Origin of the sequence: Mesorhizobium amorphae CCNWGS0123 (assembly GCF_001686985.1) — a bacterium.
GTDB lineage: Bacteria > Pseudomonadota > Alphaproteobacteria > Rhizobiales > Rhizobiaceae > Mesorhizobium > Mesorhizobium amorphae.
In genome coordinates, this window is record NZ_CP015318.1 from 1971818 (window position 1) to 1988907 (window position 17090).

Here is a 17090-nt window from a genome sequence, read left to right on the forward strand (position 1 = left end):
GCCGGCGCCGATAGTCGCATGTAACTTGAGGGAGAAATCCCGTCCTCGTCCCCTGAGGATCAGTTTCGCTCAAGCCCCGTTGTGACAGCAATCTCATTACCTAAGGCGTCCCATTGGACGCCTTTTCTTTTGCTGCAAAAGCAATGGATCAGGCCTACTCGGCCAGCACGCGGGTCGAGGGGAAGGCGACTTCGACGAGCGTGCCCTCGCCGGGCGTCGAATTGATGCTGAAGCGGGCCCGGTTGGCCTCCACCATCGCCTTGGTCAGCGGCAGTCCAAGACCGGTACCGTCGCCGCGTCCGCGCTTGAGTGCATTGATCTGCTTGAACGGCTTCAGCGCCTGCTCGATCTCGGCCTGGCTCATACCGATGCCGGTATCGCGCACGCGCATGACGACATCGCCCGAGGTCTCGTAGGCGGTCGAGACAATGACCTGGCCGCCGGCCTGCGTGTAGCGGATGGCGTTGGACAGGATGTTGAGCGCTATCTGGCGCACGCTGCGCAAATCGGCCACCACCTCCGGCAGCCGCGAGGCGAAGCTGGAGCGGATGATGACGCGTTCGCGATTGGCCTGCGGCTGCATCATCGCCACGGTTTCGGCCAGCGTGTCGTTGAGCGACACCGCCTCGTAATCCATCTCCTGCTGGCCGGCCTCGATCTTCGAAATGTCGAGCAGGTCGTTGACGAGGTCGAGCACGTGGTTGCCCGAGCGGTTGATGTCGCGCAAATAGTCGCGGTAGCGGTCGTTCGCCACCGGCCCGAATTTTTCGTCCACCATCAGTTCGGAAAATCCGATGATGGCATTGAGCGGCGTGCGGATCTCGTGGCTGATACGGGCTAGGAAATCCGTCTTCTGCGAAGAGGCGCGCTCGGCCACGGCCCGCGCCTGGGTCAGATCCTCCTCGGCCCGCTTCCACTGCGTGATGTCGCGCACCACGGCGCAGAAGCCGCTGTCGCTGGGCAGCCTGCCGATGGTCATGAACAGCGGAATGAAGCGACCCTGCGCCTCGCGCCCGATCACCTCGCGTCCGTCATTCATCACGCTGGCGACGCCGGGCTCGGAAAGCCCGTTGAGATAGTCGCGCGCCGCGCGCTGGCTCTCGATGGCGAACAGCGAGGCGAACGGCTTGCCGGCCACCTCGTCGCTGTCGAAGCCGAACAAGGCTTCTGCCGGACGGCTGATCGAACGGATCGCGCCGTCCCGGCCGATCAGCACCACGCCGTCGGTGGCGGTGTCGATGATGGTGCGCATTTCGGCAATGCGGCTTTTGAGCTCGGAAACATCGGGCTGGGTCGGTTCGTCCGACAGGCCATGCAGGGCAGCAGGCGGCGCCTCGTCCTCGCCTGAACGGCGCACCACCAGCATCAGCGCCTTGCCGCCGCGCCACGGAACCGAGCGCAGGATGGCGTCGATCGGGAATTCCTGCCCGTCGCGTGCCTTCAGCCTGAGCGCGCGGTCGCTTTCGTCGGCAGCGCCGTCGTCGGAGTAATGATCGGCAAACAAGGCGCCGAGGCCGCCGGCATCGGCCAAATCGTCGAGCGCGTCATAGCCGGTCAAATGGAGGAATTCGTCATTGGCGTAATGAAGCACGTCGCCGGAATGGATGAGCAGCGGCACCGGCAGCTTGCCGAGGATCGATGTATCGGGGGCTTTGGTCTCATCCCCGGTTGAGAAAGCCGAGGGCAGGAACCCGCCGAGCTTGAGCTGTGGCGTCTTGAGCAGCGGCCGCTCCGGCGGAGCAGCACTCGCCTCAGGAGGCTTGTCCCCGGTGGAAACAGCGGTGTTCCCATTGGCCGGCGCCCAGTCCTCGCTGTCCTCGGCGTCGCGGAAATCGTCTGATGTCATGCTGTCGTCTTCGCCGACGCCGGTAGCCGGCGTCACGGCAACAACCGGCTCGGTATCCTCAGCCTTGGTGGCTTCCGGTGCTACTGTCGCCTGGTCCGGCTCGGAAACCGGCGCGTCGCTACTGTCCGCAACCTTGCCCGGCTCGTCCGTATGGTCGGCATAGTCGAGCAGCGAGCCCGAGACGGCAGGCGCCGCGGGCTGGCCCGTGGGGGCCTCTTCGCTGTCTTCCTCCGGCTGGACGCCGTCGAGTCGCGCCAGATCCTTCTCGTCTTCGGCGGCGCTCTCGGGTTGTTCAGCCGCTTCCGTTTCGCTTTCCGGCGGCTGGTTGACGGTTGCTGCGACTTTCGCCTGCTCACCGACTTCGGCGGACGGCTCCGGCGGCTGTGCGGCGCCGGACCGGTCAGGTGAGGGCTCGTCGACTGCCTCGACCGGGGCATCCTTGTCGGCGGTTGCTTTTGTGTCCTCGGCGCGGGTCTCCGCAGCCGGCGGCTGTTCGACCGGGGTCGCGCTGTCCTTCTTCAGCCGCTCGCCGATCTCGCGGAAGGCGCTGCGCTCCAGGGTCGACAGGCCCTTATCGTTGGCCGGTTGCCGATGCTCGGCCAGCCGGATCACCTTGTCGGCGAAGCGGCGTTCCGGCTTCGGCACGATGGTCAGCGCCGGCACTTCGCCCTTGAACGGGTCGGTCGGCTCGGCTGTCTCCGTCTCGGTCGCCAGTATTGCCGGCTCGCTGCTCCGGTGCGTCTCGCCATTGGGGACAAGCGCCATGCCGATCGCTTCCGGATCGACCACCGCGTCGCCGCTGCGGGCAACGCCGAAACCGCGAAAACCTTCGAAGGCGCGGCTGCGGCCATAGACCGGCAACGCCGCCAGATCGACTGGGATCTTGAGATCGGTACCGGCCACCGGCCACAGCACAGAACGGCCGGACCAGGTGTCGCGCCGCTCCAGCAGGCCGGCGATCTCGCCCGAGGCATCGAGACCGAAAGTGGCAGCCACATCCTTGAAGCGGCGGCCGATCACGTCGGCGGCGGGCTTGCCGACGATCCCGGCGAATTCCGCCGACAGAGCGCTGAACCTGCCTTCGGCATCGGTGCGCCAGACGAAGCGCAGCGGCGGTGCCGAACGGTCGATTGCTGCTGCGGCAGGACGTTCAGCGGCAGAGGCGGCCCTGGCAAACTCCTGTTGCCTGCTTTCGGCTGGGGCGTCGACCTGCACCGGAGTGCCTGATCGGTTCGGCTGTCCCGCCTCATCCCTGCCGGCATTGAAATACCAGTGGTCGTGTTGCGCTTGTGCTGCGCCGGTTGCTTGCCGGTCGTTGCTGTCCAGGCTTTGTATCGTCGAAGGAGCAGGTTGCTCGTCGGTCGGCTGTGCGACGCTGCCGGCGTCCGGCGCCACGTCCGCACCCGACGGAGCTGTTGTCGTGGGTTCATTGTCCTGACCGGCTTCCGCCCGGCCAGCCATGTTGTCTTCTGCCGATGCGGTGTAGGGCTCGCCAACGGCCCCTTCATCGTCGAGTTGGTCTTCGTCGATGACCACCAGCAGGTGGCGCGTGTCGGTTAGCCGGGCGAGGCCGGCCGGATAGGAATTGGCGCCGCCCGGAACCAGGCGCTTGACGATACGCTCCTCGCCGTTTGCCACATCGCCAACAAGCGCTGCCAGCGTCTCGGGCTGGATGCCGAGCGCCGCAAAGCCGTCCGAGGCGGCCTCGACACCGCCGGCGGCGTTGATGAAGGCGATGAAATGGCCATCTTCGGTGAAGCCGCCAATGGCGCGGCTGGCGATCTCGGCCGGGCTGCGCGAGCCGGTCTGCGCCGCCGGCAACACCAGCATGATCGCATGCTCACCATCCGGCATCCTGACCGCGCTGGCCAGGAAGCCGACGGCGCGGCTGCTGAGGCCGGTCGCCAGCCTGACCGTGATGGCGCGGTCGCTGCCGATCTCCGGAAAGCCGCTGGTCGCCATGATCTGGCGCCGGGCGATCAGCGGCAGCCGTGCCGAGGCGCCGATAATGGCCTCGATATCCGGGTAGCCGAACACCGCGGCCCCAGGCCCATTGGCCCAGATCACCTGTTCGAGGTCCGCCGACAATATGGCGATCGCGTCGCCGGCGGCGAAGCGCTGGCGGACCGCGTCGAGCACGGCGACGTCGAGGAAGGAGTAGTTTTCAGGCGGCATGCGCTTGGCGAATCCCTCGGCGGGCAATTTCAGTTAACGCTTTGTTAATAAAAGCCGGCGGGGCGAAGGTCCACAAGCTATGACGTGCAGCGGCCGGAATCTCTGGGCTCTTGGTTAACGGTAGGGAAGAATTTTATGGTGCACCGCAACAAAGATGTTGCATCGCACAAAAAAACCTCTATATTGCCATTATACATGAACGAGACGGCTTTCTGTCAAAGCCGCTACCACTGAAAAGGATGGAAAATGTCCAAGACCAAGACCGGCGAGACGATCGAGAACGTTGAATTCCCTACCTTCGATGCTTCCAAGACCACCGACCAGATTCGCGCTTTCGCCGAAAAGGGCGTCGAGCAGTCGAAAGAGGCCTACACCAAGCTGAAGACCGGCGCCGAGGAGACCCAGAAGGTTCTCGAGTCGACCTTCGAGACCGCCAAGACCGTTTCCAGCGACCTGTCGCTCAAGACCATTGCCGCTCTGCGCGCCAATGCCGAAGCCGGCTTCTCGCATCTCGAAGCCCTGATCGGCGCCAAGTCGCTGTCGGAAGTCGTCGAGCTGCAGACCGCCTTCCTGCGCAAGCGTGTCGAGACGACCGTCGAGCAGGCCAAGGAATTCCAGGCAGTTGCTTCCAAGGCTGCCGAGGACGTCTCCAAGCCGGTCAAGACCGCTTTCGAGAAGGCCCTGAAGGACATCAAGGCCGCCTAATATTTGCGCTCATCCTGGCGATGCATCAAAACGTCGCATTTCGTCAGACAAATAGATGTGCGATAAAGTGACCAAGTGAATACCCGGCGAGTGGAACCTCCTCCCTCTGCTCCCCGGGGTGACCAGCCAGCACCTCCTCCCGCTGGCTCGTAACAGGAAAAGGCCGGCACCTCCTCCCGCCGGCCTTTTCTTTTGCCTGGTGGAAACCGGCACGGTTTGCAGAACCGAACCTTTGCTTCTCAAAGGCCTTGAATTAAGATCCGATAGCCCGTATTGGACGCATCGCCGAACGACAGTGCGGATCCCGGAGAACAAGCTTCATCTGGATCCTGCCAGGCACACGTGCCGTTGTAGCTCAGATGGTTAGAGCGCCGGATTGTGGATCCGGAGGTCGCTGGTTCGATCCCAGCCAACGGTACCATCGGCTTGCAGCCGCTGGTCTGTGATACCTCAACTTTTGGGCCTTTTCGCTGCAACCTCCCTTCTCATCGAAGACACGCGTCACACCTAATCGTCTCACCGGCCGGGCCTGGATCACCGGCGAGCACAGCTATTATCTCGATCCAACGGATCCGTATCCCCAAGGTTACGTGCTGTCGGACACCTAGGGCACCTCCACCTCGGTCAAGCAATAGGCGTCGGTGGTCGGTTCAAGGCGCGCCTCTCGCGTAGGGGCTTCACAGTTTGGCCGCAGCGCCCAGTGCAGGAGCGCTCAGGTGGCACAGCCATGCCGTGCCGATGGTAGGAAACCTGCGCCTGCCGCCTTGCCGGCGACTATCTTTCGCATTGATCCGTTGCCCTGCTCGTGTCGAGAAAAGTCATTCGGCCGCCGATGGTCAGGCCCGACGGTCAAGGCTCACGGTAGTCGAGCCCGATGTCGAGGATCGGCGCGCTGTGAGTCAGCCAGCCAATCGAAATAAGATCGACGCCGGTCGCGGCGAAGACGGGCGCCGTAGCCGCGGTGATCCCGCCGGACGCCTCCGTGATCGCCCGGCCGGCAACCATGGCCACCGCCTTGCGCAAGTCATCGACCGACATATTGTCGAGCAGCACGGCATCGGGGGCGAGGGCCAGGACGTCATCCAACTGGGCTAGCGTATCGACCTCGACTTCGATCTTGACGAGATGCCCGACATTGCCTCGCGCGCGCTCGATGGCCGCGCGAACTCCGCCGGCGACGGCGATGTGGTTGTCCTTGATGAGGATGGCGTCGTCGAGGCCGAAGCGGTGGTTGGAGCCGCCGCCGGCGCGCACCGCATATTTTTCGACCGTCCGCAATCCGGGCGTCGTCTTGCGGGTGCAGACGACCTTTGCTTTGTGCCCGCGAACCGCTGAGACTACCGATGCCGTCGCGGTGGCGATGCCGCTCAGATGGCAGAGAAAATTGAGCGCCGTCCGTTCTGCCGTGAGTATTGCGCGAGCCGAACCGCTCACCACTGCAATGACCTCTCCGGGCACCACCTCGCTGCCGTCCGCGCGATGCACGTCGATGTCAACGTTCTGATCAATGAGCTGGAAGGCGAGCATTGCCAGGTCGAGCCCGGCGACAGTTCCGGCCTGGCGTGCCGAAAGCACGGTTGTGGCATGGCTGTCCTTCGGTATGACGGCGTCCGAGGTCAGGTCGCCGGCCCTGCCAAGGTCTTCGAGAAGGGCTGCGCGCACCAGGGGCTCGATCATGATTGCGGGAAGTGGTGGGAGGCTCATCAAAAGACGCTTTCAAGCGTTGGGGAGGAGGCGAGTTCCCGCGCTGCGGCAATGGCCGCGTCGAGCGTGATTTGGGAACGGCGGGCGACGGCCGCATGATGCGGAAAGTCCGTCCGGAAATGAGCCCCACGGCTTTCCTGGCGCAGCAAGGCGGCAATCGTGATCATCAGCCCCACGGCGGCGGGATCGGACGCCGCACCGTGCCCTTGCAACAACGGCAGCAAGGCTCGCGCGGTCTCTTTCAACCCTTCGCCATCCCGCATGACGCCGAGGCCACGCGACAGGAGAGGGCGCACAAGCTTTGGATCTTGCGCGGGCAGGTCATGCGCCAATGTTGGTTTTCCGCCGTCATAGGGCGAAGCGGCTACACTCTCGGCAACCCAGCGCGCGCAGACGACGGCCTCGGTCAGCGAGTTGCTGGCAAGCCGGTTGGCACCGTGCAGCCCGGTCGAGGCGACCTCTCCGCAAGCCCAAAGTCCCGGAACCGACGTGCGCCCGCCCAGATCCACGGCGACGCCACCCATGTGGTAGTGCTGCGCCGGCCGGATGGGAATGAGGTCACGTGCCGGATCGATGCCGACCTTGCTGCAGGCTGAAGCGATCGTTGGAAAATTCTGCGCGAATGCAGCGCCTGGCCTTTCGCGCACGTCGAGGAAGACGCGATGGCCGTCCGCGAGATGCTTCCAGACAGCGCGCGCGACGACGTCGCGCGGTGCGAGTTCCGCGCCGCGCACGCCGTCGAGGAAGCGCCGCCCTGTCTCGTCGACGAGCGCCGCACCTTCACCGCGAACCGCCTCGCTGATGAGCGGCATTGGACGGCGGGGCCCGTCAAGGGCTGTCGGGTGGAACTGGATGAACTCCAGGTCGGCAAGGACCGCACCCGCGCGCGCTGCGAGCGCCAGGCCCTGTCCGCAACTGCCCATCGGGTTGGTTGAGTCGAGAAACAACCCGCCAATCCCGCCAGTGGCGAGAACGACCCGTCCCGTGGCGAGGAACGCTGGACCCGTCGAACAACTCGCCAGCACGCCGGTGACCCTGCCATCCTCCACGACCAACCGGCGTGCTTCGACGCCCTCGATGACCTCTATTGTCGGCGTGGAGCGCACGGCGGCGACCAGGGCGCGCATGACCTCCCATCCGCTGCCGTCACCCCCGGCATGAACGATGCGCCGCCGGCTGTGCGCGGCCTCCAGCCCGAGACGAAGAGCGCCTGCCGGTGTCCGATCGAAGCGAACCCCAAGGCGTGCCAGATCCTCGATCGCGGCGGGCGCGGCGTATACGATGCGCCTTGCCGCTTGCGCATTGCAAAGACCGTCGCCTGCCGCGAGCGTGTCGGCAAGATGGAGTGCCGGGTCATCGTCCGCACCCAGGCTGGCCGCAAGCCCGCCTTGCGCCCACGCGCTGGACGCGTCCGCGCCAAGCGGAGATCTCGACAGGAGAAGCACCGGCTCGGGCGCCAGGTGCAGCGCGGTCGTCAGACCGGCTATGCCGCCGCCGATGATGACCGGCCGGCCGGCGAGATGGTGGACGTCCATGCTCATACGGCCAGCATCCGCTCGACGGCCAGCCGCGCGCGCCCGGCGATCTCCGGCTCGATGGTGACGATATGGCGGTTCTGCTCGAGTGCCGTACGGATATTGGCGAGCGTTGTCCGTTTCATATGCGGGCATAAATTGCAGGGCCGGATGAACTCGACCTCGGGATGCTCGACTGCGACGTTGTCGCTCATCGAGCATTCGGTCATCAGCGCGACCCGCGCCGGCTTTTGCTTCCCGACATAGTCGGACATGGCGGCCGTCGAACCAGAGAAGTCAGCTTCGGCGACGACTTCCGGCGGGCATTCGGGATGCGCGAGCACCGTCACGCCCGGATGACTGTCGCGCAATTCTCTGATGTCGGCTGGCGTGAAGCGCTCATGCACCTCGCAATGCCCCGTCCAGGCGATGATCTGCACATCGGTCTGGGCGGCTATGTTCCGGGCGAGATATTCGTCCGGCAACATGATCACCCGGGGAACGCCTAGTGACTCCACCACGGCTTTCGCATTGCCCGACGTACAGCAGATATCGGACTCGGCTTTCACTTCGGCCGACGTGTTGACATAGGTGACGACCGGCACGCCCGGATAGCGTTGCCGCAGCAGCCGGATGTCCTCGGCGGTAATCGAGTCTGCCAGCGAACAGCCTGCGCGCAAATCGGGAATGAGCACGGTCCTTTGCGGATTGAGCAGCTTCGCAGTTTCAGCCATGAAATGCACGCCGGCCAGCACGATGACATCGGCTTCGACCGACATCGCCTTGCGGGCAAGCGCCAGGCTGTCGCCGACGATGTCGGCAACACAGTGGAAGATCTCCGGCGTCTGGTAGTTGTGCGCCAGGATGACGGCGTTTCGCTGCTGTTTCAGATCGAGAATGGCCCCGATATCATCGGTGAATGCCGGCCATTCGATTGACGGAATGACGTGCCGCACGCGGTCGTACAGCGCTGCCGTGCGCGCGGAGGTGATAGGCATAGCCAATTATTCTCCAAATGAGTATAACCGACATATACTTATCTTGAGTATAAGAAATGTCAACCGCGTGAGAGTGGCAATTTCGTTCCTGCGGCGGTTCGCTCCACCAAGACCGTTTGGCGAAAGCGGAAGCGCTTCGCCGGGCGGCCCCCGGTGTCGGACATCGTCTCGCCTGTCTCCTCGACCAGATCCTGCTCTTCGATCAGACGTCGAAAGTTTGGCTTGTGAACGAGCCGGCCGGCGAGCGCCTCCACGGTTCGCTGCAACTGCAGCAATGTGAACGTTGCCGGCATCAGCTCGAAGACGACGGGGCGGTACTTGATCTTGGTTCGCAGCCTGGCCATTCCCGTTGCCAGAATACGCCGATGATCTGCGATCATCGGACGGCCAGGGATGGACGGCGGATTGCCGTTGTCCCGACCACGTGTGGCCTCGGCCACCAGCGCGGCTTCGTAAAGCAGCTCGTACCTTTGCAGAACGAGTTCTTCATTCCAGTCGCGATCATCCAGACCGAAGGCGTATGCAACACGCTGCCGGCGGTCGCGGCGTATGCCTGGATCTTCCGCGTCGTCGGACCAGGCCGAAAGACGGGGCACGACGATGTCAGGCAGAATAGAAGGTACGCCGGCGCGGTGATCTTCCCACGGAAAATAGTCGTACCATCCGTGCCAGCCATGTGTTTGCGAACGTTCTGCCTGCTCTTCCCGCGTCAGGCCAAGATAGCTGATCGAGATCTGCACGCGCTCGTCACCGGTCCGGTCGCGGTCGGCAAAGGTGTAGAGCTGTTCAATATAGCCCAGCTGATGACCGGTCTGCCGCTCCACCCACGCCCGCAGACCAGACTGCAAGGAGCGATGGCCGAGCTCAAAAGGACCGGACGGCAAAGCCTGAGCCTGCTCGATGGTGAGAACTCTCGGTTCGCCAGTGGTTACGGCAATCACAACGGCGATCAGGTCCGCATTGACGGCCTGGCTGCGGTCATTTCTTGCGGGCTGCTTCGTCGCCCGTGCTGTCTTGTCTTGCATAAGGATTTGATGAAATTCCGAGTATCAGCCGCCCTCGAAAGGGGCAATCCAGCGAAGGTGAACTGCTGGCTGCCGCCCGTCAACGTTCGCCCAGGTTCGACCGGGTCTCGGTCGTTGCCCGTACGCTGGTGCATTTCTATACCAAATGCGACAACCAGCCGGCCGAGGCATCGAAGTTGCCTACACGATGCTCAGGGGACCTTTTCACTCCTTACCAACCCGCAGCATATCGGCGTCGACATTCTGTTCGATCAGCCAGTTGCGAAAGAGTTCGGTTCCGCGCTTGGGCGCGCGTTGCACCGGCATGATGATGTGGATCGCCTGTCCCGAGCGGTAGGACTCCGCCAGCGGGAAGACCAGTCGTCCGGCCCGGACATGGTCATGGACAAGATGCTTCCAGCCGAGCGCGATACCCTGGCCGAGCACCGCCGCCTCAATCGAGCCGAGCGCATCGGTGAAGACGAAATCCTGCTTCAGCCGCGCCGCCGGAACCGAGTGCCGCTCCAGCCATTCGCGCCAGCCGAGACGCAACCGGTGCCGTTCCTCGAAAATCAGGAGCGTATGCTGCAAAAGGTCGGCCGGCTCGCGGATCGGTCCATGTTCCTTCAAATAGTCCGGGCTGCACACCGGCAGCACTTCTTCCGTCACGAAGCGCCAGGCATGGATGCCTGGCCACTTGCCGTTGCCGAGGCGCGCAGACAGGTCGATGTCCTCTTCGAGCAGGTCCTGATGGTCGCGGCTGCTTTCCTCGATGCGAAGCGAAACGTCCGGGTGCTTCGCCTTGAAGTCCTTGAGCCGCGGCAACAGCCAGAGCTGCACGAAGGCGGCGGAGAAAGAAACGCGAACCACGTCGTTCGAATGCTTCTTCTGCAGCGAGGAGATGACCATGTGCAGATGGTCGAACGCTTCCTGCGTTTCCTTGTAAAGCCGCTGCCCCTCTGCGGTCAGCTCCAGCCGTGTATGGTCGCGGCGGAAGAGCTTCAGCCCCGTCGCGTGCTCAAGCAGCCGGATCGTCTTGCTGACGGCGGGCTGGCTGACATTCAGTTCTTGTGCGGCAGCCGTGAAACTGCGGCGTCGGGCGGCTGCCTCGAAGCAGAAGAGATAATTCGCGGACGGGACCAGGGAGCGGAGCCTGTGCATAATTTCAAGTTATGCCGCTCGACAATTTTTATCAACATTACAGGTCGGTAAGGCGTTTGTAGGTTGCAGAACCAATTCGAGGGAGCCTCTCAATGCAAACTCATGCTCGCGCTGTCGTCATCGGCGGTGGTTGTGTCGGCGCCGCCATCCTCTACGGTCTTGCGAAACGCGGTTGGGCCGACGTCGCCCTTCTGGAACGCACACAGCTTACGGCCGGATCGACCTGGCATGCCGCCGGCCTCATTCCCTCCTACATGCGCAGCATCAATATCGGCCGCATGATCGCCAAGACGATAGAAATCTACGAAGGTCTGGAAGCGGAAACCGGTCAGCATGTGGGCTGGCACAAGTGCGGCCAGCTGCGCATCGCCAACACGCAAGACCGCCTGGATGAATACAGGAGCTACATGAGTGTCGCGGCGGTGCAGGGCATCCGCGCGGAACTGGTGACACCGCAGGAGGCGCGTGAGCTCTGGCCACTGCTCGAAAACAAGGAGATGCGGGCCGCTCTCTACCATCCCGATGACGGGCACATCGCACCGGCGGACGTGACGCAGGCCATGGCCAGGGGCGCCCGCGACCGGGGCGCGAAGATCTACCTCAACACCGAAGTGCGCGGCTTCGAGCGCATGCCGGGCGGAGAATGGAAGATCCTCACCAATCGGGGCGAAATCACCTGCGAACACATCATTTCGGCGACCGGCAACTATGCACGCCAGACGGGCGCCATGCTCGGCCTGGAAATCCCGGCAATCCCTATCGTCCACCAGTACTGGATCACCAATGCGGTTCCCGAAGTGGTGGAGCGCAAGCGCCAGGGCCTGCCAGAAATGCCGATCCTGCGCGACGAAGGTTACGAAGGCTACCTGCGCGAAGAAGGCGACGGGCTGATGTTCGGACCCTACGAGAAGACGGAACGCCTGAAGCTCTTCGCCGAAAACGGCGTTCCTGAATGGTTCGGCGCGGACCTGCTCGAAGAGGATTTCGACGCGGTCGCCTGGAACTGGGAGCGTGCCTTGGAGCTCGTGCCGGCGCTCGGTCGCGTCGGCATCAAGGCGAACGTTCGAGGCCCGTTCCAGATGACGGCCGACGAGCTGCCGCTGGTCGGTCCGGCCTGGGGGCTGGAGAATGTCTGGCTCGCGGAAGGCGTTGCGGGAGGCATCCTCTGGGGCGGTGCAATCGGCTACTATCTCTCGGAACGAATCGTCGAGGGTGCGAACTGCCTCGACACGTCCGAAATCGATCCGCGCCGCTTCGGTGACTACGCCAACAAGGAGTGGACGCGCCAGAAGGTGCGCGAATGCTGGGGTACGCACGCCGAACTGCACTATCCCTACCAGGACATGCCGGCAGCCCGTCCGCAGAAGACCGCACCCTCCTACGATATTCTGACCAAGCGCGGTGCGGTCTGGGGCGTGCTCAACGGCTGGGAAATGCCGAACTGGTTCGCGCCGGAGGGCGTGGAGGCGAAGGATCAGTATAGCTGGCGGTGGACCCAGAAAGGTCACTATGTCGGCGAGGAGGTGAGGGCCGTGCGCACCGCCGTCGGTCTCGTCGAAATGACACCAATGACGAAGTTCGAGGTCTCCGGTCCGGGCGCCGAAACGTGGCTGGATGGTATCCTCGCAAACCGACTGCCGAAGATCGGCCGCGTCAATCTCAGCCATCACCTTACGAAGAACGGCGGCGTGCAAGCAGAATATACGATTTCACGCCTGCAGGACGGCACCTTCTACCTCATCTCCACGCCGCGCGCCGAACGCTGGAATTTCGACGATCTGTCGAAGCTGTTGCCCAAGGACGGCAGCGTGCAGCTCCGCAATGTCACGAACGAGCGCGGCTGCTTCACGATCGTTGGCCCGAAGGCACGCGAGGTTCTGCAGGGGCTGACTGAGATCGATCTGTCCAACGAGGCGTTTGCGTGGTTTGGCGTGAAGTCCGGCACGGTGGGGTTGGCCACGGATGTCCGTCTGCTGCGCATCAACTATGAAGGTGAGCTCGGCTGGGAACTCTACCATCCGCTGTGCTACCAGCGTCACCTTCTCGAGGCACTGCTGGCGGCCGGCGAACCCCACGGCCTGCGGCTCATCGGCTTGCATGCGCTGGAATCGCTGCGGCTCGAAAAATCCTATCGCGCCATGTACCGCGACATGAACCCGGAGTTGAGCGCCTGGGAAAGCAACCTCGATCGCTTCATCCGGCTGGACAAGGGCGATTTCATCGGCAAGGCGGCACTCGTGCACCAGCAGCAGGAAGGTGTGAGGCAGCGATCTGTGACGATCGCCATCGACACGGATGGCGCGAGCTCACTCATCCACGAAGGCGTCCATCACGAGGGCAAGCTTGTCGGCCGCATCACCTCCGGCAGCTATGCCTATACGCTCGGCCACGACGTCGCCTTTGCGCTGCTGCCGGTGGAACTCGGTAAGCTGGGCACGGAACTGGAGGTGCCGATCCTCGGCGAGATGCGCAAGGCGCGGGTGATCGCGGAATCGCCCTACGACCCCGAAGCTCTGCGCTGCCGCATGTGAGCTCGTCGTCCCGGCGTTACCATCGCGCTGCAATTGCTTGAATATCGGACGGCCCCAAGTCACCCGCGCTTGCCGCAGGCTCTCGCTGGAAATGATGGCGGGCGTTACAGTGACAAGACGAACAGGATATAAAGCAATCTGGCAGCAGACTGGTTGAGGAACGTCCCACCGTCATGAAGCCGATGAATGAAGAGCATCTGGCGGTTCTACGCAGGCACATGGTCGAGGTGATTGCGATCCATGCCGACCTTGCAAGCGAAGAACTCGGCAAGGCAACGCTCGATGAGCGGGTGATGGCATCGATGCGGCGGGTTCCGCGGCATCTCTTCGTGCCAGCCCCGGTGGCGCCCTATGCCTACCAGGACATGCCGCTGCCGATCGGTTTCGATAAGACCGTCTCGCAGCCCTTCATTGTCGCTCTGATGACCGATCTCCTCGCTCCTCAACCGCACGAGGCAGTGCTCGAGATCGGCACTGGCCTGGGCTACCAAACCGCAATCCTCGCGGAACTCGCCGGACAAGTTTGGAGCGTCGAGATCATCGAGGAATTCGCAAGCCATGCCGAGGCTTTGCTGCAGGGCATTGGCTTTTCCAACATCGCCATTCGTGTCGGAGACGGGTCTCGCGGCTGGTCCGAGCATGCCCCATTCGACAAGATCTTGCTTACCGTGGCGGCTGAGCGGACGCCGCCAGCTTTGCTGGAGCAGCTCAAGCCAGCGGGACGTCTGGTTCTGCCTTTGGTGTCTGAAGGAGTACAGTTTCTGACTACCATCGACAAGGATGCGGCAGGGCACCTCAAGACTCGGAAACTCATCCCGGTTCGGTTCAGCCGGCTCGAAACCGTCTAATAAGGTGGTGCGCACAACTGGCGCGACGGCCTCGAGCCTGCATCACAAACCAGGATTTGGTCGTCGATGGTGGTTACCCCCCGGCGAGACGCGGCAGCAGGAAAATTTCAGCGTCTTGCGGCAATTCCTTCGACCACGTGTCGCGATAGATCGTCCCATCGATCGAGACCGCGATCCCGCGGTCGATCCAGGGCTCGAGGCCGGGATACTGTTCAGCCAGTTTCCTGAACAGTTCCCTGATGTCCTTGGCCTCGACCTCGACTTTGCTGTTGCCTCCGGCGATCGCGGCGAGCGAGCCCCAGAGCGTCACTTCGACCATTAGAGCGAAAACCCCATTTCGCTCTAGCCTCGTTCGGCGTCGATCGCCGCCAGGATGCGGGGCGGCGACATCGGGATGTGCGTCATGCGCACGCCGGCCGCGTTCGACACTGCATTGGCGATCGCCGCCAGCGGCGGCACGATCGAGGTCTCGCCGACGCCGCGCACGCCGTAGGGGTGGTTGGGGTTGGGGATCTCGAGGATCTGCGTGTCGATCATCGGCAGGTCGGAGCACACCGGGATGCGGTAGTCGAGGAAGCCGGCATTCTGCAGCCGCCCGTCCTTGCCGTAGATATACTCCTCGTTGAGCGCCCAGCCGATGCCTTGCGCGGCACCGCCCTGGTACTGGCCCTCGACATAGGTCGGGTGCACCGCCTTGCCGGCGTCCTGGATGACGGTGTAGCGCAGCACCCTGGTGGCGCCGGTCTCGGGGTCGACCTCGATGTCGCAGATATGGGTGGCGAAGGACACGCCTGCGCCGTCGGCGACGAGCTCGCTATGGCCGGCGATCGGTCCGCCGGTCTTGCCGGACTGGGCGGCGATCTCCTTCAAGGACAGCGGCGACAGGTTGCCGTACTTCTCGCCCCTGGCGAGTGCCTGGCCGTTTTCCCAGACCACGTCGTCGACGGGGATATCCCACATCTGCGCGGCGCGGTCGCGCAGGATTTTGATCGCGTTGCGGGCGGCCGAGATCGTCGCCATCGAGGACGAGAAGGTGCCGCGGCTGCCGTCGGTCATGTCGTTGTAACCGAGGGAGGAGGTGTCGGCGACGATCGCCTTGACGTGGGAGTAGTCGATGCCGAGCTCCTCCGCCGCCACCAGCGACAGCGACGCGCGCGAACCGCCGACATCCACCGTGCCGACGGCAAGCGAGACCGTGCCGTCCATGCCGATGTTGAGGTCGGTGCAGGTCTGGCCGCCGAAGTTGAACCAGAAGCCGCAGGCCATGCCGCGGCCCTGGTTTACTTGTAGCGGTGCCTTCATGTGCGGATGGTGCTTCGCGGCCTCCAGCGTCGGGCCGATGCCGATCGGGCCGTAGACCGGGCCGTAGGAGGCCCTGGTGCCTTCCTGCGCGGCGTTCCTGATGCGGAAGTCGACCGGATCGATGCCTATCTCCTTGGCGAGCTCGTCGACAGCACTTTCCACCGCGAAGGCCGCCATCGGCGCGGAAGGCGCGCGATAGGCCGCGGTCTTCGGCCGGTTGACCAGCACCTCGAAGCCGACGGTCTTGACGTTATCGAGCTTGTAGCAGGCGAACGCCGTCATGGCGCCGAGCTCGGCCCACATGCCGGCATAGGGCCCGCTGGTGTAGCGCAGCGTCGCTTCGGCCGCCGTGATGGTGCCGTCCTTCCTGGCGCCGATCTTGACGTCGATCGAAGTGGCGCTGGTCGGCCCCGAGGCGCGGAACACCTCGTCGCGGGTCATCACCAGCTTCACCGGCCGTCCGGCCTTGCGCGACAGCGCCAGCGCCACAGGCTCCGCCCAGACATGCGTCTTGCCGCCAAAACCGCCGCCGATCTCGGAGGAGGTGACGCGCAGCTTCGAGGCTTCCAGCCCAAGCAGTTGGGCGCAGTGCTGGCGATAGACGAAATGGCCCTGCGTGCAGACCCACAGGTCTGCGGTGCCGTCGGACGAGACGCTCGCCACGCAGGCGTGCGGCTCGATATAGCCCTGATGCGTCTGCTCGGTCTTGAAGGAGCGTTCGACCAGGAAATCGGCCTGGGCGAAGCCTTGATGGACGTCGCCATGGCCGTATTGCGTGCGCTTGGCGACGTTGGACGGTTTGACCGGCTTTTGTTCCAGACCCTCGGTGAAGACGGCGTCGTTGAGCACCGGGGCGGTGTGCTTCATCGCCTCGTCGACATCTGTCACATGTGGCAGCACCTCGTAGTCGACCTCGATGAGCTTCAGCGCCTGCCTGGCGGTACGGGCATCGACCGCGGCGACCGCGGCCACCGCATGGCCGTCATAGAGCGCCTTGGTGCGCGCCATGCAGTTGTCGAGGATATCGTACATGCCGGCATCGCCATCGGTGAGGTCCGGCAGGTCGGCGGCGGTGATCACCGCTTTCACGCCGTTCAGCTTTTCCGCCTTCGAGGTGTCGATCTTCCTGATGATCGCGTGGGCGTGCGGGCTGCGCAGCACGCGACCGACCAGTTGTCCGGCCATGTTGAAGTCGGCACCGTAGCGGGCGCGGCCCGTCACCTTGTCGACGCCGTCGGGGCGGATGGGGCGCGTGCCGACCGAAGCGAACTTGCGTCCCGAAAAACGCGGATCGAAATTCAT

General features: G+C 63.8%; 12 protein-coding genes and 1 tRNA gene. 5 read left to right on the forward strand and 8 right to left on the reverse strand.

Annotated features, from left to right (window positions below; all coding sequences use genetic code 11):
- Window positions 1–154: 154 nt before the first annotated feature.
- Complete coding sequence (locus A6B35_RS09210) at window positions 155–4021, reverse strand: histidine kinase dimerization/phospho-acceptor domain-containing protein (protein WP_040584158.1); 3867 nt, start codon at window positions 4019–4021, stop codon at window positions 155–157.
- A gap of 246 nt (window positions 4022–4267) precedes the next feature.
- On the opposite strand from A6B35_RS09210, the gene A6B35_RS09215 reads away from it, so the two are divergent.
- The 3 genes from A6B35_RS09215 to A6B35_RS35475 all read left to right on the forward strand — a co-directional run bounded on the left by A6B35_RS09215 (window position 4268) and on the right by A6B35_RS35475 (window position 5334).
- Window positions 4268–4726, forward strand: a complete 459-nt coding sequence (locus A6B35_RS09215; RefSeq protein WP_006206215.1) for a phasin — start codon at window positions 4268–4270, stop codon at window positions 4724–4726.
- Window positions 4727–5070: 344 nt separating this feature from the next.
- Window positions 5071–5147, forward strand: a tRNA-His gene (locus tag A6B35_RS09220).
- Between the two features lie 112 nt (window positions 5148–5259).
- Complete coding sequence (locus A6B35_RS35475) at window positions 5260–5334, forward strand: hypothetical protein (protein ID WP_425312837.1); 75 nt, start codon at window positions 5260–5262, stop codon at window positions 5332–5334.
- Between the two features lie 241 nt (window positions 5335–5575).
- Here A6B35_RS35475 and nadC read toward each other — a convergent pair whose 3' ends face one another.
- The 5 genes from nadC to A6B35_RS09245 all read right to left on the reverse strand — a co-directional run bounded on the left by nadC (window position 5576) and on the right by A6B35_RS09245 (window position 11107).
- A complete protein-coding gene (gene nadC, locus A6B35_RS09225) occupies window positions 5576–6430 on the reverse strand; it encodes a carboxylating nicotinate-nucleotide diphosphorylase (protein WP_006206216.1) in 855 nt (284 codons plus the stop codon).
- A complete protein-coding gene (locus tag A6B35_RS09230) occupies window positions 6430–7971 on the reverse strand; it encodes an L-aspartate oxidase (RefSeq protein WP_006206217.1) in 1542 nt (513 codons plus the stop codon). The genes nadC and A6B35_RS09230 overlap by 1 nt, the downstream gene beginning before the upstream one ends.
- Window positions 7968–8942, reverse strand: coding sequence for a quinolinate synthase NadA (gene nadA, locus A6B35_RS09235; RefSeq protein WP_006206218.1), 975 nt, complete (start codon window positions 8940–8942; stop codon window positions 7968–7970). The genes A6B35_RS09230 and nadA overlap by 4 nt, the downstream gene beginning before the upstream one ends.
- 59 nt (window positions 8943–9001) lie before the next feature.
- On the reverse strand, window positions 9002–9967 hold the full coding sequence (locus tag A6B35_RS09240; protein WP_006206219.1) for an NUDIX hydrolase: 966 nt from the start codon (window positions 9965–9967) through the stop codon (window positions 9002–9004).
- Window positions 9968–10171: 204 nt separating this feature from the next.
- Complete coding sequence (locus tag A6B35_RS09245) at window positions 10172–11107, reverse strand: LysR substrate-binding domain-containing protein (protein ID WP_006206220.1); 936 nt, start codon at window positions 11105–11107, stop codon at window positions 10172–10174.
- 92 nt (window positions 11108–11199) lie between these two features.
- Between A6B35_RS09245 and A6B35_RS09250 the strand changes: the two genes are divergently transcribed.
- Together A6B35_RS09250 and A6B35_RS09255 are read left to right on the forward strand one after the other, a co-directional pair.
- Window positions 11200–13638: a GcvT family protein gene (locus A6B35_RS09250; RefSeq protein WP_065518174.1), complete on the forward strand. Its 2439-nt coding sequence runs from the start codon at window positions 11200–11202 to the stop codon at window positions 13636–13638.
- Window positions 13639–13811: 173 nt separating this feature from the next.
- Window positions 13812–14486 (forward strand): protein-L-isoaspartate(D-aspartate) O-methyltransferase, encoded by a 675-nt coding sequence (locus A6B35_RS09255; RefSeq protein ID WP_006206832.1) that lies wholly within the window; start codon window positions 13812–13814, stop codon window positions 14484–14486.
- 73 nt (window positions 14487–14559) lie between these two features.
- Here A6B35_RS09255 and A6B35_RS09260 read toward each other — a convergent pair whose 3' ends face one another.
- Both A6B35_RS09260 and A6B35_RS09265 read right to left on the reverse strand, forming a co-directional pair.
- Window positions 14560–14805, reverse strand: a complete 246-nt coding sequence (locus A6B35_RS09260; protein WP_006206833.1) for a MoaD/ThiS family protein — start codon at window positions 14803–14805, stop codon at window positions 14560–14562.
- Between the two features lie 23 nt (window positions 14806–14828).
- The gene (locus A6B35_RS09265) at window positions 14829–17090 is read right to left on the reverse strand and encodes a xanthine dehydrogenase family protein molybdopterin-binding subunit (protein WP_006206834.1); all 2262 of its coding nucleotides are present in this window, start codon (window positions 17088–17090) and stop codon (window positions 14829–14831) included.